Below are 25,459 nucleotides of genomic sequence, written 5' to 3'. Positions count from 1 at the left end.
TGGTGAATGAGAAACTGAAACTACTGCCACACTGGCTGAATATGTATTTCAGCTGGTCCATGGTTGGCAAAATGAGCATGGCAAGCACGCCTTTTTAAGCGTCTGGCATAGCGACGACACCTTTTTCGCGTGTCGCTTCCGTGGTGCTGGCACCTTGCTCGGCATGCATGTCGCCCGTTGAGCGGCACCATCCTGCCACGGGGCGAGCGCTTGTTCATCCAGTGCCCGCCCCCTGCCTATCACACTCGTGGGGAGCCAGCCTCTGCAGCTCCCATCTATCCCTTGACAAGGGGTGGCGCCCCCGTCAGATTTCACTCTCTACCTATTAATAAGCAACATCATCTGCGAGACGATCACCGCGCCATGGATCCGGATCACGCCCCTCACCTGCATGCCTTCGGTCGCTTTGTTCTGGATTCGAAACAGCTCACCCTGACCCGCTCCCAGGACGGGAACCCAACCAGCGTGCGCGTGTCTGCCGCGGAGGCACGACTGCTGCACTTCTTCCTGACCCATGCCGGCAGCCTGCACAGCAAGGAGACCCTGCTCGCCATCGGTTGGGACGGACGACCGGTGAGCGCCAGCTCCCTGCCCGTGGCCATTGCCAACTTGCGCCGCTATCTGGATACCCCGGAGCAGGAGGCGGTGATCCGCACCTTGCCCCGCCAGGGCTATCTGTTGATGTTGTCGCCCGCCGCCATGCAGGCCATCCCCACAGCCAGCACACCCTCCCTGAGCGAACCTGCTGCCGACCCAGCGCCGTTGCCGGAGGCGGGCGAGCCTGTCGCCACCGTGCCTGTTGCCGCTTCCCGGGATGCCGTGCCCATCCCTTTGCCACGCTGGCAACAACGGCTGCTGCTCGGGGTGATGGGGCTGTTTCTCGCCTTGCTGCTGCTCACCGGTCTCTACCTGAGCGCGACCTGGGTCTCGGTGCGCTGCGAACCGGCCGGTCAGGGCACGCTCTGCCGAACCCAGAAAGCGGCATCCCGTCTGCCCACCCCGGCTGCCGGCGAGATCTGGCTGATGGTCGGGGAAGATCAGGCCAAATTCGAGGAGAAGAAGCCATGAGACGCGCCGCTCTGATCCGCCTGCTCTTCGGGCTCAGCGCCACCGGCATGGTGCTGGCGGGCCTGGTGCTCATCAACAGCCTGGGCTGCAACTACGAGATGCACCTCTCCTCCAAGGAGGCGGATTACTACGCCGTCTGCCGGGCGGGGAAGTTCACCGTCATCGAGCGCGACCGCTACACCAAGGCGAAGTGGATGGTGAGCGCCTATCAGGCGGTGCTCGGCAACCAGCTCATCTTTCTGGTGACGGATCGCACCCTCATCGAGCGACCCGACAAGCAATCGGCGCTGAGCGACATCAATCAGGTGGAGGGCACCTTCAGCATGCCCCTCAACTACGGCTGGCAGATGATCACGCCAGAGCAGATCGCCATCTTCCAGCACTCGCCCCACACCGAGCTATTGCAGGGCCACTTTGAGGGCTGGCTCGACTTCTACCACAGGTTCTGGCCGGCCACCCCGCTGCGGGCGCAGTAACCACTGACTCGCCGCCTGTGCTCACAGGCCACTTAGCCGCAAAACAACAAGGCCACCCCGGGGTGGCCTTGTTGTTGCTATGGACTGCCTGGCAATCACACCCCCAGCCGATCGCGCAGGGTGTACCAGGCGGCGCCGGCGGCGGTGAAGGGGATCCGGAACAGGCGGCCACCCGGGAAGGGGTAGTGCGGCAGCTTGGCAAAGGCATCGAAACGCTCCGCCTGACCGCTCAGCACCTCGGAGAGCAGCTTGCCCGCCAGATGGGTACAAGTGACGCCATGGCCGCTGTAACCCTGCATGTAGTAGATGTTGGAGCCGATACGGCCAAACTGCGGCAGGCGCGACAGGGTGAGCAGGAAGTTGCCGGTCCAGGTGTACTCCACCTTGACGTCCGCCAGCTGCGGGAAGGTTTTCAGCATCTTGGGGATGATCAGCCGCTCGATGTCCGCCGGATCCCGCGCCCCATAGACCACGCCACCGCCATAGATCAGCCGGTGATCACCGGAGGTACGGTAGTAGTCGAGCAGGTAGTTGCAATCCTCCAGACAGTAGTTTTGCGGCAGCAGCGAGCGGGCCCGCTCCTCCCCCAACACCTCGGTGGCGATCACCTGGGTGCCGCAGGGCATGCTCTTGCCGGCGAGCTCAGGCACCAGATTACCGAGATAGGCGTTGCCGGCCACCACCACGAAGCGCGCCTTCACTGCCCCCTTGGCGGTCTTGACCAGCGCAGGCGTGCCCGGGGTGATGCTGATGACGGCAGACTGCTCAAAGATCTTGCCCCCCTGCAAGCGGATGGCCTCCGCCTCCCCCAGCGCCAGGTTGAGGGGGTGGATGTGGCCGCCGCTCTTGTCGAGCAGGGCGCCGACGTAGCGATCGCTCGCCACCACCTCGCGCACGCCATCGGCATCGAGCAGCTCCAGCTTGTCATTGCCCCACTTCTCCCAGCGCGCCTGCTGCGCCTTGAGCTCATGCAGCTGCTTCTCGGTCTCGGCGGCAAAGACACCGCCCTCCTGCAGATCGCACTGGATGTTGTAGCGCTTGATCCGCTCGCGGATGATCTGGCCCCCCTCAAACAGCATGGAACCGAGCAGCCTGGCCTGATCCGGCGGGCAGTTCGCTTCTATGGTGTCGATGTCACGGCTGTAGGAGTTGACGATCTGGCCGCCGTTGCGACCGCTGGCGCCAAAGCCCACCCGGGCCGCCTCCAGCACCACCACCGAATAGCCCTTTTCCACCAGGTGCAGCGCGCTGGAGAGGCCGGTATAACCCGCCCCGATGACACAGACGTCGCACTCCAGCTGTTCGGTCAACGTCGGATAGGGCGCGTGTTTGTTGGCACTGGCTGCGTAGTAACTGTTTACATGTTCGGTCATGATCCCTGTTTCCTTACCGGTTCTTTTCCCAAACGAGACGATGTCTCGGCACTAGAAGTTGGCCGGGGTGTGGGCGCTGACGATGCGGCAGACCTGCCCCGACGGATTGCTGAAACTGTGGGGCTCGCCCGTGTCGATCACGTAGCTGTCCCCGGCGCTGAGTGGATAGGCCTGGCCCGCCACCGTCAGGATCACAGATCCCTCCAGCACGGTGCCCACCTCCTCCCCCAGATGCGTGACCTGGCCGCCGGTGTCAGTACCGGGGGCGTAAGTCTCCAGCATGAAGCCGAGCTGGCGGCGGTTGTTGCCGTTGTGCACCAGCTTCATCGAGACCCCCTGGCTGCCCAGCTCGATCAGCTGCTCGGCCTTGATCACCACGCTCGGCGTACCGCCCTCCTCTTCCGCGAAGAAGCGCGACAGCGGCAGCTCATAGACACTGAGCAGTTTTTGCAGGGAGGCCACCGAGGGGCTCACCTTGTCCTGCTCTATCATGCAGATGGCGCCATGGGTCAGCCCGCTCAGCTCGGCGACCCGTCGCTGGGAGAGCCCGAGCCGCCGGCGGGTCGCCGCCAGACGCTCGCCCATGCTCTGCGCCACGCCCTTGTCCGTCATGGGGTTGTCGGTCATGGACTGCCAGCGCGTCTCGCCCTGTGGTTGCTGCATTCGGCCACCTCCCTGTGTGCCTGTCAGGTGCCAGCTGGGCACCCGGTTAAAATAGCGAGTCAATCCAACCGGCCTGTTTGTTATCCTGCACAGTGCATACCGTTCATTATTTTGCACACCCTGCACCGCAAAAACCGGTAAAATCGCTCCAACAGCTCCATTTCTAGCATGCGAGACACAGTTTACTCAAATATATTTAACACTTGAAAAACATTTCAGCTCAATTTATGGTCTTCCTGTGCTTATTATTCTATACGGTGGCGGCACAGGATGAGCCGGCCCCCTGACCCACAATCGAGGCTTGCTATCTATGTCAGCATCACAACCCGCACTCTCCCTGATCAAATCCCTTGCCTATATAGATGGCCGCTGGTGTGAAGCCAGCGGCGGACGCCGTTTCGAGGTGCACAACCCGGCCACCGGTCAGGTCATTACCCAGGTGCCCGACATGGACGAGGGCGACACCCACCGCGCCATCGCCGCCGCCCACGCGGCCCAGCCCGTCTGGGCCGCGCTCACCGCCAAGGAGCGCAGCAACCGGCTCTACGCCTGGTTCGAACTCATCATGGCCAACCAGGAAGAGCTGGCCCGCATCATGACCTGCGAGCAGGGCAAGCCGCTGGCCGAGGCCAAGGGGGAAGTGGCGTATGGCGCCAGCTTCATCCAGTGGTTCGCGGAAGAGGGTAAACGCGCCTACGGCCGCACCATTCCGGGCTTCTCCAGCGATCGCCGGCTGGCCACCATCAAGCAGCCGGTCGGGGTGGTCGCCGCCATCACCCCCTGGAACTTCCCCATCGCCATGATCACCCGCAAGGCGGGCCCGGCGCTGGCCGCCGGTTGCACCATCGTCATCAAGCCGGCCGCCGAGACCCCGCTGTGCGCCCTGGCGCTGGCGGCACTGGCGGAGCAGGCGGGCATCCCGGCCGGGGTCATCAACATCGTCACCAGCCATCAGGCCGCGGCGGTGGGCAACGAGCTGTGCAATAACAAGACGGTGCGCAAGCTCTCCTTCACCGGCTCCACCCGCATCGGCAAGCTGTTGATGCGCCAGTGCGCCGACACCATGAAGAAGCTGTCGCTGGAGCTTGGTGGCAACGCCCCCTTCATCGTGTTTGACGACGCCGATCTCGACGCCGCCATCGCCGGCGCGCTCGCCTCCAAATACCGCAACGCCGGCCAGACCTGCGTCTGCGCCAACCGCATCCTGGTACAGGCCGGCATCTACGACGCCTTCGCCGAGAAGCTCACCGCCGCAGTCAAGGCCTTCAAGGTAGGCGACGGCATGAGCGAGGGCACCCAGATAGGCCCGCTCATCAACCCGGCCGCCGCCAGCAAGGTGGCCGAGCTGGTCAAACAGGCCACCGCCGCCGGCGCCGAGCTGCTGCTGGGGGGCGAAGCCCACCCCGCCGGCCCGCTCTTCTACCAGCCCACCATTCTGGGCAAGGTGGATAAAGCCAACCCCATCCTGCAGGAGGAGATCTTCGGCCCGGTGGCGCCCTTGGTGCGCTTTGACACCGAGGCCGAGGCCATCGCCCTGGCCAACGACACCCCCTATGGCCTGGCCGCCTACTTCTATGGCCGCGACATCGCCCGCGTCTGGCGGGTGGCCGAGCAGCTCGAATACGGCATGGTCGGCATCAACGAGGGGATCATCTCGACCGAATTGGCCCCCTTTGGCGGCATCAAGGAGTCGGGCCTGGGTCGTGAAGGGGCTGCCGAGGGGCTGGAGGAGTACCTCGAGACCAAATACCTCTGCTTCGGCGGCATTCGCTAGGCAGTCACATCTTGTGCCGGCGGCCGGGCCTGCAACAGGGGCCCGCCACCCGCCGGCGCAGCCATATCAATTCACAAGGACAAAGTGAGTGCTCCCAAGGGGGCCTCGCCACATTGAGACAGGGGCCCCCGGCCCCTCAGGGAGGAAAGATGAGTCAGTCAGCATCAAACAAGGCGTGGCAAGCGCGCCGCGAAGCGGCCGTGGTCAACGGCGTCGGCACCCTGCTGCCGGTGTTTATCGAGCGGGCGCAAAATGCCGAGCTGTGGGATGTGGAGGGCAACCGCTACATCGATTTTGCTTCCGGCATCGCCGTGCTCAACACCGGCCACAACCACCCGAAAGTGGTGGCGGCGGTGCGCGCGCAGCTGGAAAAATTCAGCCACACCTGTTTCCAGGTCACCCCCTACCCCGGCTATATCGAGCTGGCGGAAAAGTTGAATGCCCTGGTGCCCGGCCCCACCCCGAAGCGCACCCTGTTTCTCTCCACCGGCGCCGAGGCGGTGGAGAACGCCATCAAGATCGCCCGCGCCCACACCGGCCGCAGCGGCACCATCGCCTTCAAGGGGGGCTTTCACGGCCGCACCATGATGGGGATGGCGCTCACCGGCAAGGTGGTACCCTACAAGACCGGCTTCGGCCCCTTCCCGGGAGAGGTCTATCACCTGCCCTTCCCGAGCGACTATCTGGGAGTGAGCGAGGCCGATGCGCTGGCCGCGCTGGATCTCTGCTTCAGCTCGGATATCGAGCCGACCCGGGTCGCCGCCATCATCATCGAGCCGGTGCAGGGTGAAGGGGGCTTCTACCCCGCCTCCGCCAGCTTCATGCAGCGCCTGCGCAGCATCTGCGATCAGCACGGCATCCTGCTCATCTGTGACGAGATCCAGAGCGGTTTCTGTCGCACCGGCAAGACTTTCGCCACCGAATATGCCGGCATCGAGCCGGACATCATGACCCTGGCCAAGAGCCTGGCCGGCGGCTTCCCGCTCTCCGCCGTGGTAGGCAAGGCGGAGGTGATGAACGCCGCCAAGCCGGGTGGTCTGGGCGGCACCTATGCCGGCTCTCCCATCGCCTGCGCCGCCGCCCTGGCGGTGCTGGAGGTGATTGAAGAGGAGCAGCTCAACCAACGGGCCAATGCTCAGGGCGAGCAGATCAAGGCCCGCCTGCAGCAGCTGGCGGAGCGCTTTGACTGCATCGGCGACATCCGCGGCCCCGGCGCCATGGTGGCCATGGAGCTGGTCAAGCAGCGCGATGCGGCCAGACCGGATGCCGACCTCACCAAGCGACTGGTGGCCGAGGCGGGCAAGCGTGGGCTGGTGCTGCTGGCCTGCGGCGTGCGCGCCAACGTCATCCGCTTCCTGGCGCCGCTGACGGCCTCGCCGACCCTCATCGACGAGGGGCTGGATCTGCTCGAGCAGGCCCTGCTGGCAGCCCAGGGCTGATCAGAACCGCAACATCCGCTCATCAGTGCAAAAAAATGCGTTTTTGCCCCCTTGATATGCTTGTCAAGGGGGCAACACGAATGCACAATGCGCCGCCGCAACAAAGGACCGACCACTTGCTGAGTCAGGTTCTTTTTTTGCGGCAAACAAATCCACAACGAGGCCGGAACCGACCGGAAATGATAGCGAGATGGGTTGCCATCTCACGACACCCGCTTCTCTAGTGAGGAACACCATGGGGTATTTCACTGCTTTCCTGCCGGCCCACGCCGGTCTGCGTCGCGTCTCTGGCGCCCCCTATGCCCAGGTTGATACCGTCAGCCTGATCCCTTCGGCCCGGATTGAGGGGAAAGCACAATGAATGCCCAACCCGTCGGCCTGAAAAAAAGCCTCAAACTGTGGCACGTGGTCATCATGGGGCTGGCTTACCTGACCCCCATGGCCGTGTTCGACACCTTCGGCATCGTCACCGAGATCACCGAAGGCCATGTGCCCACCGCCTACCTGTTCGCCCTCATCGGCATGCTGTTCACCGCCATGAGCTACGGTCACCTGGTACGCAAGTTTCCCTCGGCAGGCTCCGCCTATACCTATGCCCAGAAGGTGTTTCACCCTTACGTGGGTTTCATGGTGGGCTGGGTCTCCCTGCTCGACTACATGTTCATGCCGATGATCAACATGTTGCTGGCCAAGATCTACATGGAGGCCCTGTTCCCGAGCGTGGAACCCTGGACCTACATCCTCGGTCTGGCCACCGTCATGACCCTGCTCAACCTGCGCGGCATCAAGCTGGTGGCCAACTTCAACAGCCTGATCGTCATCATGCAGTTCAGCATCATCGCCGTCTTCATCGGCCTCATCGCCTGGGGTGTCTACCATGGCGAGGGGCTCGGCACGGTGGCGAGCAGCCGTCCCTTCTTCTCCGAGCACATGAATGTGGCCCCTCTGCTGACCGGTGCCTCCATTCTCTGCCTGTCGTTCCTCGGCTTTGACGCCATCACCACATTGAGCGAAGAGACCCCGGACGCCTCCCGGGTGATCCCCCGCGCCATCGTGCTGACGGCGCTGATCGGCGGCGTGCTGTTCATCTCCGTCTCCTACTTCCTGCAGCTGTTCTTCCCGGACATCTCCCGCTTCCAGCAACCGGATGCGGTGCTGCCGGAGATCGCCCTCTATGTGGGCGGCAAGCTGTTCCAGGCGGTGGTGCTGGTCTGCACCACGGTGGCGGTGCTGGCCTCCGGGCTCGCCTCCCACGCCGGCGTGTCACGCCTGCTCTACGTGATGGGGCGGGATCGCGCCCTGCCGAGTCGCTTCTTCGCCTACGTTCACCCGACCTGGCAGACCCCGGCCCTGAACGTGCTGCTGGTGGGGGTTCTGGCCCTCTCGGCGGTGTCGTTCGACCTAGAGATGGCGCTGGCACTGATCAACTTCGGTGCCCTGGTGGCCTTCACCTTCGTCAACCTGGCGGTGATCGCCCACTTCTACGTCAAGCTTGGTCACAACAAGACGCTGCGGGACCATCTGGTGTTCCTGCTGCTGCCCCTGTGCGGAGCCGCCTGCATCGGCGTGCTTTGGCTCAACCTGGAGCCGGCCTCCTTCGAACTGGGGCTGATTTGGGCCGCACTCGGCGCCCTCTATCTGCTGCTGCGCCTCACCGTGTTCCGGGTCCAGCTGCGCCGGCCCGAAACCGACGCCTCTTAAGCCTCCTTTGTGTTCACAGCGCCCGCCCTCTGCGGGCGCTTTTTTTTACCCCTGTCAGCCCTGCGCAACAGCCATGTTCGCGCGTGACCTGCGTCGCTGCAGCCCCCGTCAACACTGGCTGCCAGCCCGGTGGCGCAGCCCGACCTGACCCAGGTCAACAAAATCCCCCGACCGGGGCTTTTTTGCTTGTGTCCTCCCCCCCCTGAGGGCACAATACGCCGCCCCTGAGAGCCGATGTTTTTTGCAGCATCGGTTCTTCGTTTTTTAGGGGAAAACCACATTCACCAAGAGGCCGGACTTTGTACCGGAATTGATATCGAGATTGCCAGGCAATCTCCCGACGTTGTGAGGAAAAACATGGGGCATTTCACTGCTTTCCTGCCGGTGCCCGCCGGCGTACGCCACCCGTCTGTGCCGCAGACCGGCGTCCCCTGTGTCCAGCGACGCGCTGCGTCCCTGATCCCGTCCCCCTTCGCCGACCTGGCGATCGCAGAGGAGAAAGCGTGATGGCCGGTGCCAAGCTGCTCAAGACGCTCACCCTCTTCCAGGTAGTGGTGATGGGTCTGGCTTACCTCACACCCATGGCGGTATTCGATACCTTTGCCATCGTCGGTGACATTACCGAAGGCCGCGTCGCCACCGCCTATCTGCTGGCGCTCGGCGGCATCCTGCTGACCGCCTTCAGCTACGGCCATCTGGTGCGCCGCTTCCCCTCCGCGGGCTCGGCTTATACCTATGCCCAGAAGGTGTTCAACCCCTACATCGGTTTCATGGTCGGCTGGTCCTCCCTGCTCGACTACATGTTCATGCCGATGATCAACATCCTGCTGGCCAAGATCTACCTGACCGCCATGTTCCCCGGCGTCGAGCCCTGGATCTTCATCTTCGGTCTGGTGACCGTGATGACCTTCCTCAACCTGCGCGGCATCAACCTGGTGGCCAACTTCAACGGCGTCATCGTCTTCATCCAGCTCGCCATCATCACCGTCTTCCTCGGCCTGATGGGCTGGGGCATCTATCACGGTGAAGGGGCGGCGACCCTGCTGAGCAGCCGGCCGTTCCACTTCGAGTCGGCCGGCATGGTACCGCTGTTTACCGGCGCCACCATCCTCTGCTTCTCGTTCCTGGGCTTTGACGGCTTGAGCTCGCTCTCCGAAGAGACCCCCAACGCCGGCAAGGTGATCCCGCGCGCCATCGTGCTGACCGCGCTGATCGGCGGCATCATTTTCGTGGCCGTCTCCTACTTCCTGCAGCTCTACTTCCCGGATCTGGCCCGCTTCAAGGAGCCGGACGCCGTGCTGCCGGAGATCGCCCTCTACGTCGGCGGCACCCTGTTCCAGAGCGTGGTGCTGGTGTGCACCACGGTCGCGGTGCTGGCCTCCGGCATGGCCGCCCACGCCGGCGTGTCGCGCATCCTCTACGTGATGGGGCGCGATCGGATGATCCCGGAGCGGGTGTTCGGCTACATCCACCCGAAATTCCGCACCCCGGCCATCAACGTGCTGATGGTGGGCGCCCTGGCGCTCTCCGCGGTGTCGTTCGATCTGGACATGGCGCTGGCGCTGGTGAACTTCGGTGCCCTGGTGGCTTTCACCTTCGTCAACCTGTCGGTCATCGGCCAGTTCTGGGTGCGCGAGAAGCGCAACAAGAGCCTCAAGGAGCACCTGCTGTTCCTGGTGCTGCCGCTGCTGGGCGCCGCCACCATAGGCGCGCTCTGGATCAACCTGGAGCAGAGCTCGCTGGAGCTGGGCCTGATCTGGGCCGGCCTCGGCGTCACCTACCTGTTCCTGCGCCTCGCGGTGTTCCGCATCCCCTTCCGTCAGTACGAAGAGGCGGCCGACACCCAGTAAGGGTGACGAGCAGACGCACAAATGCAGAAGGGGAGCCATGGCTCCCCTTCTTGCTGTGCACGCCGCGCTCGCGGCCCCACCCACGGCAGGCAGGCTGATCAGCCCTGATTGATCACCGCGGTGGCGGCCGCCTTGAGCGGATCCTTGGCCACCGCCTTCACATCCTGCTGGGTCTGCTTGAGCTGCTGACCGGCCTGATTGACCTTCTGCTGAGTCCCCTGCAGCTGGCTCTTGCCCTCTTTGAGGCCGGCGGTCTTCTGGTCCAGCACGTCCGTGGTGTGCTTCTTCACCTCGGTCTTGGCCTTCTCTTTCTGCTGGCGCACCAGCTTGTCGGTATCGCAGTTGCCCTTGACCCCCAGGGTCGCGTTGAGCGCCTCGTTCTTCACCGCCTTGTCGAGGTTGCACTCGGATTTGAACACGCTCGCCTGCGCACCGGCAGACAACAGACCCAGGGACAGACACAGCACCCATGCACGCATAACAACATCACTCTCGTTGAGGGAAGGAAAGGGGGCAGCATAGCGCCCTGACTCCCGGCTGCAAGCCGCGCGGGGGATCTGTGGCCAAACCAGCCGGGATCCCGGCCAGCTCCGACACCTCCTGTCCAATGGACCCCGCCGTCCATGTCATCAAAGCATCACAAAAGTGTCACTTTGTCATATTTCTGTCATGGAGCCTTGGTCTAATGCGCCCGTCCATTTTCACGCAGACTGTCCCAAGAGGCTTCATGCACAGCACCCCATCTTTCGCACAACAGCAGACCCGTCGTACCGGCCCACTGTTCAACTGGCTCGCTGTCATCACTCTGATCTACCTGATCCTGGTTGCCGTCGGCGCCGTCTCCCACGGCTTCAAGGGTTTCTCCGGCGGCGCCGAGGGCGCGGCCCAGATCTTCGCCTTCGCCAGCAACCCCTTCGTCGCCCTGCTGCTCGGCATCCTGGCGACCGCCCTGGTGCAATCCTCCAGCACGGTGACCTCGGTCATCGTCGGCCTGGTGGCCGGCGGCCTGCCCATCGGCATGGCCATCCCCATGGTGATGGGCGCCAACCTTGGCACCACCATCACCAACACCATCGTCTCCCTCGGCCATATCCGGGATCGGGGCGAGTTTCGCCGCGCCTTTGCAGCCGCCACCGTGCACGACTTCTTCAACCTGCTGGCGGTATTCATCTTCCTGCCGCTGGAACTGATGTTCGGCCTGCTGCAAAAGAGCGCCGAGGCGCTGGCCGACCTGCTGGCGGGCTCCGCCGACATGTCGATGCAGGGAATGGACTTCATGAAGCCGCTGCTCTCCCCGGCCCTCACCTTCATCGACGGCCTGGTGGCCTTCCTGCCGGGCAAAGGACCCGCCATCGCCACCATCTGCATCGGCATCCTGCTGATCCTCGGCTGCGTCACCTGGCTCGGCAAGGTGCTGCAACGGGTGCTGGTGGGCCGTGCCAGGGATCTGCTGCACCGGGCGCTGGGCCGCGGCCCGCTGACCGGCATCGCCTCCGGCACCCTGGTCACCGTGATGGTGCAGTCCTCCTCCACCACCACCAGCCTGATGATCCCGCTGGCCGGCGGCGGCGTGTTCAGCACCCGTCAGCTCTACCCCTTCACCCTGGGCGCCAACATCGGCACCACCATCACCGCCCTGCTGGCCGCCACCGCCATCAGCGGCGCCGGAGCCAAGCTGGCGCTGACCATCGCCCTGGTGCACGTGCTGTTCAACCTGTTCGCCGTGGTGCTCATCTACGGGGTGCCCTTCCTGCGCGAGCTACCGGTCAAGGCGGCCGAGGGGCTGGCCCGGGTCGGCAGCGAGAACAAGCTGCTGGCGCTCGGTTACGTGGCAGGCCTCTTCTTCGCCCTGCCCGCCCTGATGATGGTGGCCGCCAAGTAACGACAGGGGCCGGGGGATGCGCTGCGTCCCCCGGCTCTGACTCTGGCTCAGGCTTTGCCCGTCCAGTCACATCTTGCCGCCCGCCGGCTCGCCCTCGCCCCCCGGCTGGGATAAGATGCCGCTCTCACTGCCCTCTCGGCATTTCACGACATAGGGATACCCGATGAAATTCGTTTTGATCGCGCTGCTGGTTGCCGGCGTCGCCTACTACTTCTACTCGAGCAGCAACAACAAGAAGCAGGCCGTGGAAAACGTGCGCAAGGGCGCCGAGTTCCTCGCCGCCAACAAGGAAAAACCCCTGGTGACCACCACCGCCTCCGGCCTGCAGTATGAAGTGCTGACCCCGGGCACCGGCACCATTCACCCCACCACCACCAGCAAGGTGAAGGTGCACTACGAGGGCAAGCTGCTGGACGGCACCGTCTTCGACAGCTCGGTCGCCCGTGGCGAGCCCATCGAGTTCGGCCTCAACCAGGTGATCGCCGGCTGGACCGAAGGGGTACAGCTGATGGTGGAAGGGGAGAAGACCCGCTTCTACATCCCCGCCAACCTGGCCTACGGCGATCGCGCCGCCGGCAAAATTCCGCCGGGATCCGTGCTGATCTTCGACGTGGAACTGCTGGGTATTCAGTAAACCGGTCAGACCCCACCCTGCGCCCGTGCTGATCTTCGATGCGGAACTGCTGGGTATTCAGTAAACCGGCCAGATCCCACCCAGCGCCCGTGCTGACCTGCGAGGTGGCGCTGTTAGGGATAAAATCCGCATCAAGATGAACTGATGGCTGTGGGGCAAGACGCTCTCAGCCTTTCCCTGGGCCGGCCACTGCGCCGGCCTTGTTATTGGTGACCCCCTCCTTCCCACCCATCACTATAAACCAATAGTGAACAGTGCTTATTCATTACGCTAGATTGTTAACTTCATTGTCGGGGCAGATAATGACCATATCGTCAGTGGCATGTCGCCCTGGCCCACAGTTTTCGGTGCGCCGCGCACCGGCATAACGCATATGGAGTCTGTCATGTCTATCGCCCCCGTCTGGTTCATCTCCCATGGCGCCCCGGATCTGGTTCTGCGCGACCAGCCGGCGACCCATTTCCTCAAAAATCTGCGCCTTGGCGATCTCAAGGGGCTGGTGGTCATCTCGGCCCACTGGTTTACCCGCAGCGAGCTGCAGATCAACGTCGAGCCCAACCCGGCCTTGATGTACGACTTCTACGGCTTCCCCGAGCCGCTCTACCACATCCGCTGGCCGGCCAGCAGCCCGCTCTGGCTGCAGGAGGCGGTGAGCGATCAGCTGCTGCTGGCAGGCCTGCCCGCCGAACCGGTGCGCCGCGAGCTGGATCACGGGGTCTGGTCGCCGCTCTCGCTGATGGATCCCGCCAGCAGCGTCCCGCTGGTGCAGCTCTCCATCCCGGCCAGCTTCACCCCGCGCCAGCTGTGGCAACTGGGGGAAGCGCTGCAGCAGCTGCGCACCCAGGGGATCGGCATCCTGGCCTCCGGCGCCATCACCCACAACCTGCGGGCGCTGGGGCCGGAAAACTCGCCAGTGCCGGGCTGGGCCCGCAGCTTCGTCAACTGGCTGGAGCTGACCATGAGCGAGGGCGATCGGACCGCGCTGGAAGATTACCGGGCACGGGCGCCGGGGGCGGTGGAGTCCCATCCCCACGACGATCACCTGCGTCCGCTGTTCGTGGCACTCGGCGCCGCCGGCCAGGACAAGCCCGTCAAGCTGCACGACAGCTGGGATGGCGGCAGCCTCTACATGGGCTCCTACCGCTTCGGTTGAGCCCTGGCAGTGCCAGACAACGCAAGATGGCGGGTCGCTTCCCGCCATTTTTATGGCGCCGGCACTGACAAACAGCTGATTAAAGGTTCATTGTCCGCCGCTCTTCGGTAGAATCGCCGCTTTCGATCACCATCTGACCAGCGGGAGGGGCACAAGCCGGCAATGAACCTTATTCGACCCCTGCTGCTGCTCTGCCTGCTGTTCCCCCTCTGCGCCCAGGCGCTCACCCTGCACAGCCGTCACTACCTGCAGAGCAGCCCGGCCCCTACGCAGGCGGCCGAACAGCAGTGGCTGGCCCGGCACCCGTTGCTGCGCGTCGGCGTGCTACGCCACGACTACCGCCCGTTCGCCATGACCGGGCCGGACGCGCACTTCGAGGGGATCTCTGCCGATTATCTCGACATCGTCGCCAAGACCCTGCAAAAGCCGGTCGAGCTGCGGGTGTTCGACGACAAGCGCAGCGCACTGGCGGCGCTGCGGGCGGGGAAGCTTGACCTCGTCAATCTCGGCAACCTCAGCCTGAGCGGCCCCGACCAGGCGGGCATCGCCCTCAGCCAGCGCTATTTCAGCAGTGCCCCCGTCTTCTCGGCGCTCGCCGCCGAACAGGGCCCGCTGCTGCTGCCGGGCCAGCGGGTCGCCACCGTGCAGGGTTATGTGGACGAGGTCGCCTTCAAGCGCTACTACCCGGATCTGGTGCTGGTCAATTACCCCTCCAACGTGGCGGCCTTCGATGCGGTCTTCTTCGGCCGCGAGCCGCTGCTGCTAAGCGATCCCCACTCCCTGCACTACCTCAACAGCGAGCGCTTCGACAAGATCCGGCAGCGCAGCCAGGCACAGCCCGCCATCGCGGCGGACGGCTTTCGCTTTGCGGTCTCGGCCGACAGCCCCCGGCTGCTGGCGCTGCTCAATCACGCCCTGGCGGGGGTGAGCGACATCACCCACAGCCTCATCTTCAGCCAGTGGAACGGCCCCATCCGCGACATCGTCGAGCGCCCCAGCGATCTCTACAGCGCAGAGGAGCGCGCCTGGCTGGCGACGGCCGGCCCGGTCAGGGTGTGGTTGATGGACGATCTCTACCCCTACGGGGTGCGCGACTACGACAACCAGCTCACCGGCATGTCGGTGGAGATGCTGGAGAAGATCAGCCGGCGCTCAGGCCTGCGCTTCGAGTTCGTCAGTTATGGCTCGGAGCTGGCGCGCAACGAGGCCCTGCTCAGGGGCGAGCTGGATCTCATCGGCGCCATCTCCCGCCCGGTGGCCGAGAGCTACCGGCTGCGCCCCTCCCTGCCCTATGCCACCGACGACATCTATGTGCTGGTGGCCCGCAAGGGGGATGCCTTGAGCGGCGATCTGGCACAGCTCGCCGGCAAGCGGGTGGGCAGCACCCACTACAACCCCATCGCCCGGCGGCTCGACAGCAGCCGGGTGAGCTATCTGGAGAGCGCCGACGAGGCGATGGCGGCGGTCGACGACGGCCGGCTCGACGCCGCCATCGTGCCGCTCTATTTTGCCCAGCATGCGGTGGAGTGCGGCCGGCTCAGCCAGATCCGCATCGCCGGCCCCGCCGACAACCACCCCATCCGGATGGGTTTTGCCAGCCTGCCGGGCAACCGGATGCTGATGGATGTCATCGACAAGACCATCCTCTCCATCGCCCCCAACGAGCTGGCCACCATGAGCTACCAGTGGCGCAACCGCAAACTGCCGGCCCCCACCTTCATGGAGCGCAACGCCCCCTACTTCTACCTGCTGCTGGCCGGCCTGTTCGCCGTCGCCCTGCTGCTGCTCTATCGCAACCGCATGCTCAACCGGCTGGCCCGCTCGGAGCAGGCCTCCCGCCGCCAGCTGGAAGAGCACGTGCGCTTCATCGAGGCGCTCGGCGAGAGCCTGCCCCACCCCATCGTCGTGCGCGACAAGCGCGGCAAGGTGATCCTCTGCAACAGCAAGTACCTGGCCATCCTCAACGCCCCCATCGAGCGGGTGCTCGGCACCTCATTTGCAGAAGGGCTCAAGGGGCTGCTGGGCGCCGAGGCCATCACCACCCTGGAGCAGGATTTTCAGCAGGTGCTGCAAAGCGGCAGCCCCATCTTGTCGGATCGCATCTTCAGCCAGCGCGGCCCGCGCCAGTTCGTCTACCACTGGATGGTGCCCTACTTTGACTACCGCGGCGCCATCAGCGGGGTGATCAACGGCTGGATCGACATCACCGAGCGCAAGACCATGGAGGAGGCGCTACGCCGCGCCAAGGAGCAGGCCGACCGCGCCAGCCGCGCCAAGAGCGACTTTCTGGCCACCATGAGCCACGAGATCCGCACCCCCATGAACGCCATCCTCGGCATGCTGGAGCTGGCGAGCCAGGATCCCGCCCTCGCCCCCGACACCGGCGAGCAGCTGCGCATCGCCTCCGAATCCGCCAACGGCCTGCTGGATCTCATCGGCGACGTGCTGGACATCTCCAGCATCGAGTCAGGCCAGCTGACCCTGGCCCCCGAGCCGTGCGAGCTAGCGCCGCTGCTGCAATCGGTGGCCCGCGCCTTTGCAGGCATGGCCGAGCAGAAGGGGCTCAGCTACCGGGTCGAGCTGGATCCCCTGCCGCGGGTGCTGATCGACGGGCCGCGCCTGCGCCAGATCGTCTTCAACCTGCTCGGCAACGCCATCAAGTTCACCGAGCAAGGGGAAGTGAGCCTGCAGGCCAGCCTCGCGGGGAGCGCGGAGCAACCCCAGTTGCACCTGCTCATCCGCGACAGCGGGGTGGGCATCGCCCCCGACAAGCTGCCCGGGCTGTTCAACCCCTTCTACCGTGCCCACGACCCCTACCAGTTCGCCGGCACCGGTCTTGGCCTCAACATCGCCCGCATGCTGTGCCAGCTGATGGGGGGCAAGATAGCGGTCAGCAGCGAGCTTGGCACCGGCACCGAGCTCAGGATCCGGCTGCCGCTCACCCCGCTGGCACCAGAGCCAGCGTGTGAGCCGTTGCCTGCGCCGCTCGATGCCGAATCGGCCATGGTGCCCTCCCCCAAGCGGCCCTCACCCCCTCCCGCCTCCGGCCGCCTGCGGGTGCTGGTGGTGGACGACAACCACGCCAACCAGGTGCTGCTGCGCCAGCAGCTCAAACACCTGGGCCACGAGGTGAGCGTGCGCGGCAACGGCGCCGAGGCGCTGCGGGCCATCCAGAATCAGGACTTCGAGCTCATCATCACCGACTGCCAGATGCCGCTGATGGATGGCTTCGAGCTGACCCGCCGCCTGCGCGCCCGCGGCCACACCCTGCCAATCTGGGGCTTTACCGCCCACGCCACCGCGCGCGAGCGGGAGCGCTGCCTGGCCGCCGGCATGGACGAGTGCCTCTACAAGCCCATCGGCCTGGCCCGGCTGCGCACGGCCCTCGCCAGCCTGGAGCAAAACGGCGCCGGCGCCCTGATCCCGGCCTGATTATCTGGGCCGGATGGCGCGGGGCTGTGCTCCCGCCGTGTCCGCCCCAGTCCCGCCAGCCCGATCTCCGTCACACCCTCGCATGCTCACGCCGGCCCTCAGCGCCTTCGGGCTGGAGTCTGCCAGCGGCAGGGTGTGTAATAGCCGTTTGTGTTTGGCGACGACCCGGAACCCCATGCAACTCAAACCCCTTCTCAAGGGGCGCTTTCAGCCCCACTGGCAAGCCGGCCACGATCTCATCGAACAGGTGGTCAGCTCCTGCATCACGGAGCGGCGCCTGATCCCCGAAGGGGAGCCCCTGATGCGCCAGGGTGAACCGCTGCGGGATCTGGTGCTGGTCAAGAGCGGCCGCATCGCCATGGGCCACACCGCCATGAATGGCCGCCGCTTTCAGCTCGGCACCCTGGAGTGCGACCACCAGCTCTTTGGCGAGATGGAGTTCTTCACCGGCTACCGCTGCCAGCTCGACATCATCGCCGAGGAGCCGCTGGAAGTGGCCCGCATCGACGGCGAGCAGCTGGAGCAGGCGCTGGTCGCCCACCCCAAGGTGGCGCTCTTCTTTGCCACCGCCATTGCCATCGACTATCAGGACACGGTGGATATCTTCACCTGCCGCATGCTCTACCCCATCAGCTACAACATCGCCCTCGACCTCTATCACAGCCACTGCCACCACAACCCGGTGAGCGGCTTTCGCAAGGGGTATCAGGAGGCGGAACGCTTCGGCACCACCGACAGGGTCTACCGGCGGGCGGTGAAAGAGCTGATGGATAAGGGACTGGTGGAGCGCGGTGAGGAGGGGTTGCAGATCCGCGATCTGGCGGGGCTCAAGGCCTTTCTGGAGCAGCCATAAGTCGCGGGCATCAGTTGCCGGTTAAAGACAAAAAAGAGGGGCGGTCGATACCGCCCCTCTTGCTGTTTACTCCCCCGCTCAGGCGAGACAGGGCTGAGGCCGGGCCATGCGCAGCGACGCCACCAGCATGGCGAGGATCACGCCATAGATGAGCGGGATGGCGTACATCACCGCCTGCAGACCGATCACCTGCTCCAGCAGGGCGCTGATGGCCGGGCTGAACATGGCCCCCGCGCTGCCGCTGATCAGGATATAGGAGACGTTCTTGCTCGATGCCTGCCGTACAAACGACACCCCGTAGGCGATAAAGGCGTTGTAGAGCGCGGCGCAGACAAAGCCGTAACCGTAGGTGAGGTATGGCAGCTGGCTCAGGTTGTCGGTGGTGACGATAAGCGCCGTCATCCCCATCGCCAGCGTGATGATCACCAACAGGAAGGTGCGGATCGCAATGCGGGTTACGATGGCGGTGGAGACCAGCGCGCCGAGCAGGGCCGCCGTCCAGTACTGGGTGATGATGTTGCCCGCCTCCTCGAAGGGGATGCCGAACTTGTTCTTCACGAACATGGGCGCCCAGGTGAGGAAGGTGTAGAGCGCCAGCATGCCGAGAAAGAGCCCCAATCCGCCGCTGATGATGCCAAGGTTCCACTCCGAGTGCTCGTTGCCGGCGCTCTCGCCGCCCGCCTCGCAGCTGCGAAAGTTGGTCAGCACCGCCACCAGCATGGTCGCCAGCGCCACTACGCCCACCGCCAGATAGCTCCAGCTCCACGCCATGGCGTGAGTCAGGGTGTAGGTGGTGATAAGCGGGAAGACCACCCCGGCCACGTTGAAGGTGGCATCCTGCACCACCAGCATGGTGCTCTGCATCCGCGCCTGCCAGACGCTCACCACCAGGGTCCCCGCAATGCAGAGCCCCACCCCGCCGCACAGGCCGATCACCGTCATGGCCGCCATCACCACATAGAGCGAGCCGGTCAGATGGAGCGAAGCCGCCGCCAGCGCGATCAGGCCGTAGCAGAGCAGCGTCATCCGCTTGAGGCCCACCCTCTCGATGAGGAAGAAGGCGGCAATGGTGCCCGCCAGCGCCCCGCCGTTGAGCAGGGAGAAGATGGAGGCCACCTGATTGACGTCGGCGCCGAACTTGGCGGCGATGGGGTCGATCAGCATGCCGAACTGGGTCGCAAAACCGGCCATCACGAAGTTGGCCAGGAAGCTGATGGCAGTGAGGGAGAGCTTATTGTTCATATTGGATCTCTCTTGGGGTCAGGGTGCGTGCAGGGTTGGGCGGGCCGCGGCGCTTACAGCGCGGTATGCAGCGCCAGCTCGATCATCTGGTTGAAGGAGAGTTGCCGCTCTTCAGCAGTGGTCTCTTCACCGGTCAGGCAGTGGTCAGAGACAGTCAGGATGGCGAGCGCCTCGATCCCCTGCTGATGGGCCAGCCCGTAGAGACCGGCCACCTCCATGTCGATGCCGAGCACGCCGAACTTCTCCAGCGCCGGAATGAGGTTTTCGTCCGGATCGTAATAGAGATCGCCGGTGAAGATATTGCCCACCTTGACCGGAATCGCCCTCTCCTGCGCCTTGGTAAACGCCTTGTGCAGCAGGGCGAAGTCGGCCGAAGTGGCCATCTGGTAACCGGCGCTGCGCTTGGCGTTGGTCGGGGAGTCGGTGCCCGCCGCCTGCGCCAGAATGACATCACGCATCTGCACGTGGCGCTGGGTCGCCCCCAGACTGCCGATGCGGATGATGCGCTTGACCCCGAAGTCATTCACCAGCTCGTGGGCGTAGAGCACCATGGAGGGGATCCCCATGCCGTGCCCCATCACCGAGATACGCTGGCCGTTGTAATAGCCGGTGTAGCCCAGCATGTTGCGCACATTGGTCACCTCGCGCGCATCGGTCAGAAAGGTCTCGGCGATATAGCGGGCCCGCAGCGGGTCCCCCGGCATGATGACGGTCTCGGCGAAATCGCCCGGGTTGGCATTGATATGAGCGGTCATTGTTGTTGTGCTCCAGTTTGACTCGTGTGGATGAGCGCATCCTAGCCCCCGCCCCCTCGCCCCTTGCAGGACAAAAGTCCTGTTGCCCCGATCGAGATCCCAGTTCCGGCAACTTCTACAGGGCCGCCCCTGCTTGCCCCCCTTCACCGCCGCTTATTGGCTCTTAATCAGCCCTGCCCTTGCGGCATGCGCTGAATCACCCGCTCTGCAATAGCGCCCCTGCACCCAAAAAGCGCGGGGGGCCTGATGGCCCCCCGCAAACACACCGGATGAGAAAATGCCTTACTTGGCGGCGCTATCCTTCACGCACTTCTGGACAAAGCTGTTCTTGGCCGCGCCAGCCAGCTTCTTGTCGGCCGCCGCCTTCTCGCACTTGGCTGCAGGATCCACTGCCGCGCCCGTCTTCACGCACTTCTGGATAAAGCTGTTCTTGGCCGCACCGGCCAGCTTCTTGTCGGCGGCCGCCTTCTCGCACTCGCCGCTCGCGGCGCCAGCGGCATCTTTCACGCACTTGCCGACAAAGCTGGTCTTGGCGGCGCCGTTAAGCTTTTTGGCCGCGGCCTGCGCCTCGCACTGCAACTGGGCTGTGTCGTTGGCAAAGACCGGATTGGCCAGCAGCACGCTGCCGCAGAGCAAACCGAACAGGATGGCAATACGCTTCATATGACGTTCCTTATTGTGATGTGTTGGCATGGTGACCTGTTTGCATGATGATCTGATTGCAAGTAACTGTTATGACAACAGCTGATTGTTGCCGCAGATCCCTCGCCTCGCCAGCTTGGGAGACGGATCACAGGGCACCATAGCCGCACTATAGCGCCGATTGGCTAAGCGGGATTGCCCCCAACTGGCCTCCCTCAACAACAAGCCAGCCACTCTTGTCCCCGCCACGCTCGCCTCCCCCAATAAAATCAAGTGCCATGGGAATCCTGTTCACCGCCATAGCGATTTGTTGAGCCAGCGCATAAAACGCAGATATTCCTGATAGTTACGTCAATTTTTGACTGGTGAGACCAGAATCGATTGGCTTAACATAGCCATCCGGTGCCTATTCATCTGCGATGGGCGGCAGCCCTCGTTGGCCAATTTAGCATTCTGGAAAGTGTATTTTAGGAAAGTGAGTTGCGTGATGAATACTAACAACTGTTAAATGTAACAAAAACTAGATAATTAACCCAATAATTTTTTAGAGACGGATATATGACTGACGAATTAATTGTTTCAGCTGCCGTTGGTGCAGGAGGGATAATTTCCAATGTCTTTGAACACAAGATAAACGAAATTAAAGATTATTTTTTGAAAAAAGAAATGGCAAAGGAATTAGAGCCAGAAAATCTAACTAAGGCTTTAGTACTATATTTTGAGAAGCTATCCAAACGAGTTAATGAAATAACAACTGTAGCCTTTCCACAACACAAACTAGATTTCATAAAAATTTATGAACCATTGACTCTAATAAAAATAGAGAAAAATGACTTCTTTAGAGAAACAATATCAGATATCCATGAAGAAAATAATTTTGATATTATTAATCAACTGAAATTTGGAAGTGGCGCCTATATTATCATTGATAGTGCAGGGATGGGGAAAACTACTTTTTCTAGATATTTAGTTCATGAAATTTTATATAAAAGTGAAAAAATACCAATTTTATTTGACTTAAGAAGAATAAATGATGACTCTGACTTGATTGAGCTTTTGGCAAAAGAATTAGATTTCCCATGGAAAGTCTTCTCGAGGGATTTATTTTATCGTTTATTGTCTATCAATAAATTCATTATTATACTGGATGGGTTTGATGAGGTAGCTCCCCACGCTCAAGAATATATCGCTAGTCAGATTCATATCTTATCAAGTAAATGCTGTGACAACTCAATCCTTCTTACATCAAGGCCTCAGGAAGGTTTACCTGATTTAATCAATAGCAACTTACTTAGATTTGAAGAGCTCAATATAGAGCAAGTTAAATCATTACTTTTAAGATATGATAAATGCTCATCATCGAATGTTGGAAGGAATTTAATATTACAACTTGATAAGGTACCACAAAACTTTTTAAAAACACCATTAATTGTTTCATTGTTATATAAGACATTTGGGTTCAACAACTCAATTGCTGATCGCCTGTGTACTTTTTATGATGATGTTTATCAAGCCCTTTATAAAGGCCATGATCTCATTAATAAAGGAGGCTTTAGTAGGAAAAAACTATCCCTTCTAGATTACGAAGATTTTAGAAAACTTGTAAGAGCACTTTGTTATTTAATGACTGTACATAGAAAAGTTTCATTTTCAGAGAAAAGCTTTTTTTACTCTATTTTAGATCAAGCAACAAGATTGACAGGTATAAAGCCAAGTTCTAACAATAATTTCATTACAGATTTACTTGTTTCAGTTCCTTTGATGGTGAAAGAAGGAAATGAGTACAAATTTATACACAAGACAATTTTAGAGTATTTCTCAGCGGAATACATCGTATATCATTCAGAAAGCTATAAAAAACTATCCGCAATGCTAAAATGTGATTCATTTTCATCATTTTCAAAAATAATGGATTTTGTTCACGATATAGATAAGCTTCTTTATGACAAGGTTATAACTAAGTCCCTTGCCATGTCTATCAATGATAGAGTAAAAGAGAGCGATCACTTTAATAATCTCGCTGTTTCGTGTGCTCTCCTAGGTAATTGTAAAGTTGGTATATTTGACCAAGCGTTCATTGACGATATTCTTAATGAAAATACCGATATGTTCTCTTCAAATGATGACAAGGATAACCAAGAAGGATTTGCGTTACATCTATCTCTTTCTAAACTAGAGTTAATGAGTTACATGTCAAGAACTATAAAAGTAGTTATTGATAATGAATTCTATTTTATTGGATTTGCAAGACAAGATAACATTGACCCTCCACCATTTCATCACTATGCATACAGTCATATTTGTGATAATTACACTCATGAGGAGCTTCTCAATATACTGGGCGTTGAAAAATATAGATATACAAAGGGTGACATCAGGGAATATAGCTCAGTAATTTTAGAAGCCACTGATATAAATAAGTGGTGTGATTTAGATGAAAATATAAATTTTATATACATGACTAAGGAGTACATTGTTGACTCAATGATTAATTGCATTTCACCTTTATATGAAAAATCGTCTATTAGCATATTATCAAAAAGAAAGATAAATAATTTCTTAGCCGAGTTAGCAAAAGAGGAAGCATTAGAGAAAGAAATCGAAATGCTCCTTTAAGTTAACAATATATTCATATTTCTGAGCCAGCCATTCTAGGCTGGCTCACGATTTAGCCCCTATCCCTCCAACCAATACTCCCTTTCAACCCCCACCCCGACCACAAAGTCAGGATCGTGGGAGACCAGCAGCAGGGTGCCCGGATAGTCTACCAGCACCTGGGTAAGCAGCTGGCGCGAGGGGTGATCCAGATGGTTGTCCGGCTCGTCCAGCAGCAACAGGTCAGGCAGTTGCGCCAGCACCATCAGCAAACCCAGTTTTAGCCGCTCGCCCCCGCTCAGACCATGACAAGGCATCAGGGCGCGATCGCCGCGCAGTGCTATGCCCGCCAGCCGGGTTCTTGCGTCGCTCTCAGAGAGCGTCGGCGCCGCTGCCTGCAGGTTGGCCAGCGGGCTGAGGTCTCGCGCAATCAGGCTGAGCCCCTGATCAAGACACGCCAGCCGGCCATTGATGCGAAAGCTGCCCGCCTCGGGCGCCAGCTCACCGCGCAGCATCTGCAGCAGGCTCGACTTGCCACTGCCGTTGCGACCGGCCAACAGACAGCGAGCCCCCCGTTGCAGCACCAGATCGACCTGCTGACCATGCCAGCGCCAGTGGCGCGCCGCCGTGATCACCAGCGGCTGGGCTGCCCCCTTGCGCTCGCTCTCCGCCGGCCACTGCATGACAAGCGGCTGCACAGCCGCCAACGCGGCCGCCGCCTCGGCGCATGCCTCCACCTGGGCACTGTGGCTCCGCTCGTGGCGATCCAGCACCTTGCCAAGGGATTTGCCCGCCTGTTCCGCTTTAAAATCGAGCAGGATCTTGGCCTGGGAGCCGCGCTCGCGCCGCCCCTGACTGGCTCGTCTGGCCGCCTGTTCGCGCACCTTTTGCACGCTGCGCGCCGCCGCCTTTTCACGGCGCTCCGCCTGCGCCAGCCGGGCGCTGCGGGCAGCCTGCAGCTCCGCCTGCTGCGCCAAAAACGCCTCAAACGAGAGGCTGGCACTCTGCAGCCCCTGCTCCCCCAGCTCCAGGAGCTGGCTCCCCTGATTGAGCAGGCGCCGATCGTGGCTTACCAGCAGATAGCCACCACTGTGGCTGGCCAATCGCTGGCTCAGCCACGCGATGCCACTGGCATCCAGGTGGTTGTCCGGCTCATCGAGCAGCAGAAAGTGAGCAGATCTCGCAAACAGCGCCAGCAGGCGCAAACGGGTGAGCTGGCCGCCGCTCAGGGTGCTGACCGGGGCATGGGCATCGAGTCTGAGGCCCGCCTCTGCCAGCAGATCGGCAAGATCGCTGCGCAGGTTCCAGCGATCAGCCAGCAACTCGAAATCGTCCAGGGCGCAGCTCCCCTGCTCGATGCGCTCAAGGGCCCGCAGCGGCTCTCCCCAGCCAATAACGTCGGCCACGCTGGCTGCGCCATCATGATCTTTAGCGGACGCAAACTGGGACAACCAGCTGATGGGAGTCAACCACTCAATCTTGCCAGAAGCCGCGCGGCGCTGGCCCGCCAGCAGTTCGAGCAGCAAGCTCTTGCCGATGCCGTTGCGGCCGATCAGGGTGCAGCCCGCTGCGGGCAAAGTGAAAGTAAGGGGCACGGTGCAGGCGCCGAAGGGCAGCTGCAAGGCGTTGATATGACATGCGATATGGGTCATCTGAACTCCTGTGGGCCAGTGCGAAAGCCGCAGGCCAAGAGCCAAGCCAAATGACAGGGACACGTGTCCACAAGTTGGAAAAAGCAGAGGAATCAGCATCAACCTGTCACGGTAAGACGCACCCGATCTCCCTGGCGGGAGAGGAATCAAAAGCGGGGTGCGGACAGGTTAAATGCGCATCGGAGGAAGTACTCATATATCAAAGGAGCCAAGAGGCTAACCCGACGTATGCGGGCAGGTCAACACACATCATCTGGCTCAGATCCTGTTGTCGG

General features: G+C 61.4%; 21 protein-coding genes. 14 read left to right on the top strand and 7 right to left on the bottom strand.

Annotated elements, in window-relative coordinates:
* The first annotated feature begins 363 nt into the window (after positions 1–363).
* Both ACB032_RS02505 and ACB032_RS02500 read left to right on the top strand, forming a co-directional pair.
* Complete coding sequence (locus tag ACB032_RS02505; RefSeq protein ID WP_371137276.1) at positions 364–1,068, top strand: transcriptional regulator; 705 nt, start codon at positions 364–366, stop codon at positions 1,066–1,068.
* On the top strand, positions 1,065–1,544 hold the full coding sequence (locus ACB032_RS02500) for a hypothetical protein (RefSeq protein WP_371137275.1): 480 nt from the start codon (positions 1,065–1,067) through the stop codon (positions 1,542–1,544). Before ACB032_RS02505 ends, ACB032_RS02500 begins: the two co-directional genes overlap by 4 nt.
* Before the next feature lie 95 nt (positions 1,545–1,639).
* On the opposite strand, the gene ACB032_RS02495 is transcribed toward ACB032_RS02500, so the two are convergent.
* Both ACB032_RS02495 and puuR read right to left on the bottom strand, forming a co-directional pair.
* A complete protein-coding gene (locus ACB032_RS02495) occupies positions 1,640–2,917 on the bottom strand; it encodes an FAD-binding oxidoreductase (RefSeq protein ID WP_024945092.1) in 1,278 nt (425 codons plus the stop codon).
* Positions 2,918–2,968: 51 nt separating this feature from the next.
* On the bottom strand, positions 2,969–3,580 hold the full coding sequence (puuR, locus tag ACB032_RS02490; protein WP_011706798.1) for an HTH-type transcriptional regulator PuuR: 612 nt from the start codon (positions 3,578–3,580) through the stop codon (positions 2,969–2,971).
* 310 nt (positions 3,581–3,890) lie between these two features.
* Between puuR and ACB032_RS02485 the strand changes: the two genes are divergently transcribed.
* The 6 genes from ACB032_RS02485 to ACB032_RS02460 all read left to right on the top strand — a co-directional run bounded on the left by ACB032_RS02485 (position 3,891) and on the right by ACB032_RS02460 (position 10,344).
* On the top strand, positions 3,891–5,354 hold the full coding sequence (locus ACB032_RS02485; protein WP_101150222.1) for an NAD-dependent succinate-semialdehyde dehydrogenase: 1,464 nt from the start codon (positions 3,891–3,893) through the stop codon (positions 5,352–5,354).
* A gap of 149 nt (positions 5,355–5,503) precedes the next feature.
* The gene (gabT, locus tag ACB032_RS02480; RefSeq protein ID WP_371137274.1) at positions 5,504–6,793 is read left to right on the top strand and encodes a 4-aminobutyrate--2-oxoglutarate transaminase; all 1,290 of its coding nucleotides are present in this window, start codon (positions 5,504–5,506) and stop codon (positions 6,791–6,793) included.
* A gap of 235 nt (positions 6,794–7,028) precedes the next feature.
* Positions 7,029–7,154: a hypothetical protein gene (locus tag ACB032_RS02475; protein WP_254902341.1), complete on the top strand. Its 126-nt coding sequence runs from the start codon at positions 7,029–7,031 to the stop codon at positions 7,152–7,154.
* A complete protein-coding gene (locus ACB032_RS02470) occupies positions 7,151–8,494 on the top strand; it encodes an APC family permease (RefSeq protein WP_011706801.1) in 1,344 nt (447 codons plus the stop codon). The genes ACB032_RS02475 and ACB032_RS02470 overlap by 4 nt, the downstream gene beginning before the upstream one ends.
* 357 nt (positions 8,495–8,851) lie before the next feature.
* Positions 8,852–9,001: a hypothetical protein gene (locus tag ACB032_RS02465; protein ID WP_162837661.1), complete on the top strand. Its 150-nt coding sequence runs from the start codon at positions 8,852–8,854 to the stop codon at positions 8,999–9,001.
* Positions 9,001–10,344, top strand: coding sequence for an APC family permease (locus ACB032_RS02460; protein ID WP_011706802.1), 1,344 nt, complete (start codon positions 9,001–9,003; stop codon positions 10,342–10,344). The genes ACB032_RS02465 and ACB032_RS02460 overlap by 1 nt, the downstream gene beginning before the upstream one ends.
* 98 nt (positions 10,345–10,442) lie before the next feature.
* Here the strand turns inward: ACB032_RS02460 and ACB032_RS02455 are convergent, their stop codons facing one another.
* Complete coding sequence (locus tag ACB032_RS02455) at positions 10,443–10,823, bottom strand: hypothetical protein (protein WP_187590425.1); 381 nt, start codon at positions 10,821–10,823, stop codon at positions 10,443–10,445.
* A 248-nt stretch (positions 10,824–11,071) separates the two neighbouring features.
* On the opposite strand from ACB032_RS02455, the gene ACB032_RS02450 reads away from it, so the two are divergent.
* From ACB032_RS02450 to ACB032_RS02430, 5 genes are all read left to right on the top strand, one after another.
* Complete coding sequence (locus tag ACB032_RS02450; RefSeq protein WP_024945097.1) at positions 11,072–12,226, top strand: sodium:phosphate symporter; 1,155 nt, start codon at positions 11,072–11,074, stop codon at positions 12,224–12,226.
* A gap of 163 nt (positions 12,227–12,389) precedes the next feature.
* Positions 12,390–12,860, top strand: coding sequence for an FKBP-type peptidyl-prolyl cis-trans isomerase (locus ACB032_RS02445; protein ID WP_371137273.1), 471 nt, complete (start codon positions 12,390–12,392; stop codon positions 12,858–12,860).
* A 385-nt stretch (positions 12,861–13,245) separates the two neighbouring features.
* The gene (locus ACB032_RS02440; RefSeq protein WP_103829216.1) at positions 13,246–14,013 is read left to right on the top strand and encodes a class III extradiol ring-cleavage dioxygenase; all 768 of its coding nucleotides are present in this window, start codon (positions 13,246–13,248) and stop codon (positions 14,011–14,013) included.
* 162 nt (positions 14,014–14,175) lie between these two features.
* The gene (locus tag ACB032_RS02435; protein WP_371137272.1) at positions 14,176–17,445 is read left to right on the top strand and encodes a response regulator; all 3,270 of its coding nucleotides are present in this window, start codon (positions 14,176–14,178) and stop codon (positions 17,443–17,445) included.
* Between the two features lie 175 nt (positions 17,446–17,620).
* Positions 17,621–18,298, top strand: coding sequence for a Crp/Fnr family transcriptional regulator (locus ACB032_RS02430; protein WP_016351486.1), 678 nt, complete (start codon positions 17,621–17,623; stop codon positions 18,296–18,298).
* 78 nt (positions 18,299–18,376) lie between these two features.
* Here ACB032_RS02430 and tsgA read toward each other — a convergent pair whose 3' ends face one another.
* From tsgA to ACB032_RS02415, 3 genes are all read right to left on the bottom strand, one after another.
* A complete protein-coding gene (tsgA, locus tag ACB032_RS02425; protein WP_371137271.1) occupies positions 18,377–19,540 on the bottom strand; it encodes an MFS transporter TsgA in 1,164 nt (387 codons plus the stop codon).
* Positions 19,541–19,593: 53 nt separating this feature from the next.
* Positions 19,594–20,295 (bottom strand): purine-nucleoside phosphorylase, encoded by a 702-nt coding sequence (gene deoD / locus ACB032_RS02420; protein WP_071911899.1) that lies wholly within the window; start codon positions 20,293–20,295, stop codon positions 19,594–19,596.
* A 282-nt stretch (positions 20,296–20,577) separates the two neighbouring features.
* Complete coding sequence (locus ACB032_RS02415) at positions 20,578–20,958, bottom strand: hypothetical protein (RefSeq protein ID WP_371137270.1); 381 nt, start codon at positions 20,956–20,958, stop codon at positions 20,578–20,580.
* 537 nt (positions 20,959–21,495) lie between these two features.
* On the opposite strand from ACB032_RS02415, the gene ACB032_RS02410 reads away from it, so the two are divergent.
* On the top strand, positions 21,496–23,553 hold the full coding sequence (locus tag ACB032_RS02410) for an NACHT domain-containing NTPase (protein ID WP_371137269.1): 2,058 nt from the start codon (positions 21,496–21,498) through the stop codon (positions 23,551–23,553).
* Between the two features lie 59 nt (positions 23,554–23,612).
* Here ACB032_RS02410 and ACB032_RS02405 read toward each other — a convergent pair whose 3' ends face one another.
* Positions 23,613–25,184, bottom strand: a complete 1,572-nt coding sequence (locus ACB032_RS02405) for an ATP-binding cassette domain-containing protein (RefSeq protein WP_371137268.1) — start codon at positions 25,182–25,184, stop codon at positions 23,613–23,615.
* Positions 25,185–25,459 lie beyond the last annotated feature (275 nt).

Origin of the sequence: Aeromonas sp. S5(2024) (assembly GCF_041403025.1) — a bacterium.
GTDB classification, from domain to species: domain Bacteria; phylum Pseudomonadota; class Gammaproteobacteria; order Enterobacterales; family Aeromonadaceae; genus Aeromonas; species Aeromonas hydrophila.
This window is presented reverse-complemented; position numbering and strand designations above follow the sequence as displayed.

Coding starts and splice junctions, on each gene's coding strand:
- ACB032_RS02505 (WP_371137276.1), top strand. CDS start 364: ATGGATCCGGATCACGCCCCTCACCTGCATGCCTTCGGTCGCTTTGTT.
- ACB032_RS02500 (WP_371137275.1), top strand. CDS start 1,065: ATGAGACGCGCCGCTCTGATCCGCCTGCTCTTCGGGCTCAGCGCCACC.
- ACB032_RS02495 (WP_024945092.1), bottom strand. CDS start 2,917: ATGACCGAACATGTAAACAGTTACTACGCAGCCAGTGCCAACAAACAC.
- puuR (WP_011706798.1), bottom strand. CDS start 3,580: ATGCAGCAACCACAGGGCGAGACGCGCTGGCAGTCCATGACCGACAAC.
- ACB032_RS02485 (WP_101150222.1), top strand. CDS start 3,891: ATGTCAGCATCACAACCCGCACTCTCCCTGATCAAATCCCTTGCCTAT.
- gabT (WP_371137274.1), top strand. CDS start 5,504: ATGAGTCAGTCAGCATCAAACAAGGCGTGGCAAGCGCGCCGCGAAGCG.
- ACB032_RS02475 (WP_254902341.1), top strand. CDS start 7,029: ATGGGGTATTTCACTGCTTTCCTGCCGGCCCACGCCGGTCTGCGTCGC.
- ACB032_RS02470 (WP_011706801.1), top strand. CDS start 7,151: ATGAATGCCCAACCCGTCGGCCTGAAAAAAAGCCTCAAACTGTGGCAC.
- ACB032_RS02465 (WP_162837661.1), top strand. CDS start 8,852: ATGGGGCATTTCACTGCTTTCCTGCCGGTGCCCGCCGGCGTACGCCAC.
- ACB032_RS02460 (WP_011706802.1), top strand. CDS start 9,001: ATGGCCGGTGCCAAGCTGCTCAAGACGCTCACCCTCTTCCAGGTAGTG.
- ACB032_RS02455 (WP_187590425.1), bottom strand. CDS start 10,823: ATGCGTGCATGGGTGCTGTGTCTGTCCCTGGGTCTGTTGTCTGCCGGT.
- ACB032_RS02450 (WP_024945097.1), top strand. CDS start 11,072: ATGCACAGCACCCCATCTTTCGCACAACAGCAGACCCGTCGTACCGGC.
- ACB032_RS02445 (WP_371137273.1), top strand. CDS start 12,390: ATGAAATTCGTTTTGATCGCGCTGCTGGTTGCCGGCGTCGCCTACTAC.
- ACB032_RS02440 (WP_103829216.1), top strand. CDS start 13,246: ATGTCTATCGCCCCCGTCTGGTTCATCTCCCATGGCGCCCCGGATCTG.
- ACB032_RS02435 (WP_371137272.1), top strand. CDS start 14,176: ATGAACCTTATTCGACCCCTGCTGCTGCTCTGCCTGCTGTTCCCCCTC.
- ACB032_RS02430 (WP_016351486.1), top strand. CDS start 17,621: ATGCAACTCAAACCCCTTCTCAAGGGGCGCTTTCAGCCCCACTGGCAA.
- tsgA (WP_371137271.1), bottom strand. CDS start 19,540: ATGAACAATAAGCTCTCCCTCACTGCCATCAGCTTCCTGGCCAACTTC.
- deoD (WP_071911899.1), bottom strand. CDS start 20,295: ATGACCGCTCATATCAATGCCAACCCGGGCGATTTCGCCGAGACCGTC.
- ACB032_RS02415 (WP_371137270.1), bottom strand. CDS start 20,958: ATGAAGCGTATTGCCATCCTGTTCGGTTTGCTCTGCGGCAGCGTGCTG.
- ACB032_RS02410 (WP_371137269.1), top strand. CDS start 21,496: ATGACTGACGAATTAATTGTTTCAGCTGCCGTTGGTGCAGGAGGGATA.
- ACB032_RS02405 (WP_371137268.1), bottom strand. CDS start 25,184: ATGACCCATATCGCATGTCATATCAACGCCTTGCAGCTGCCCTTCGGC.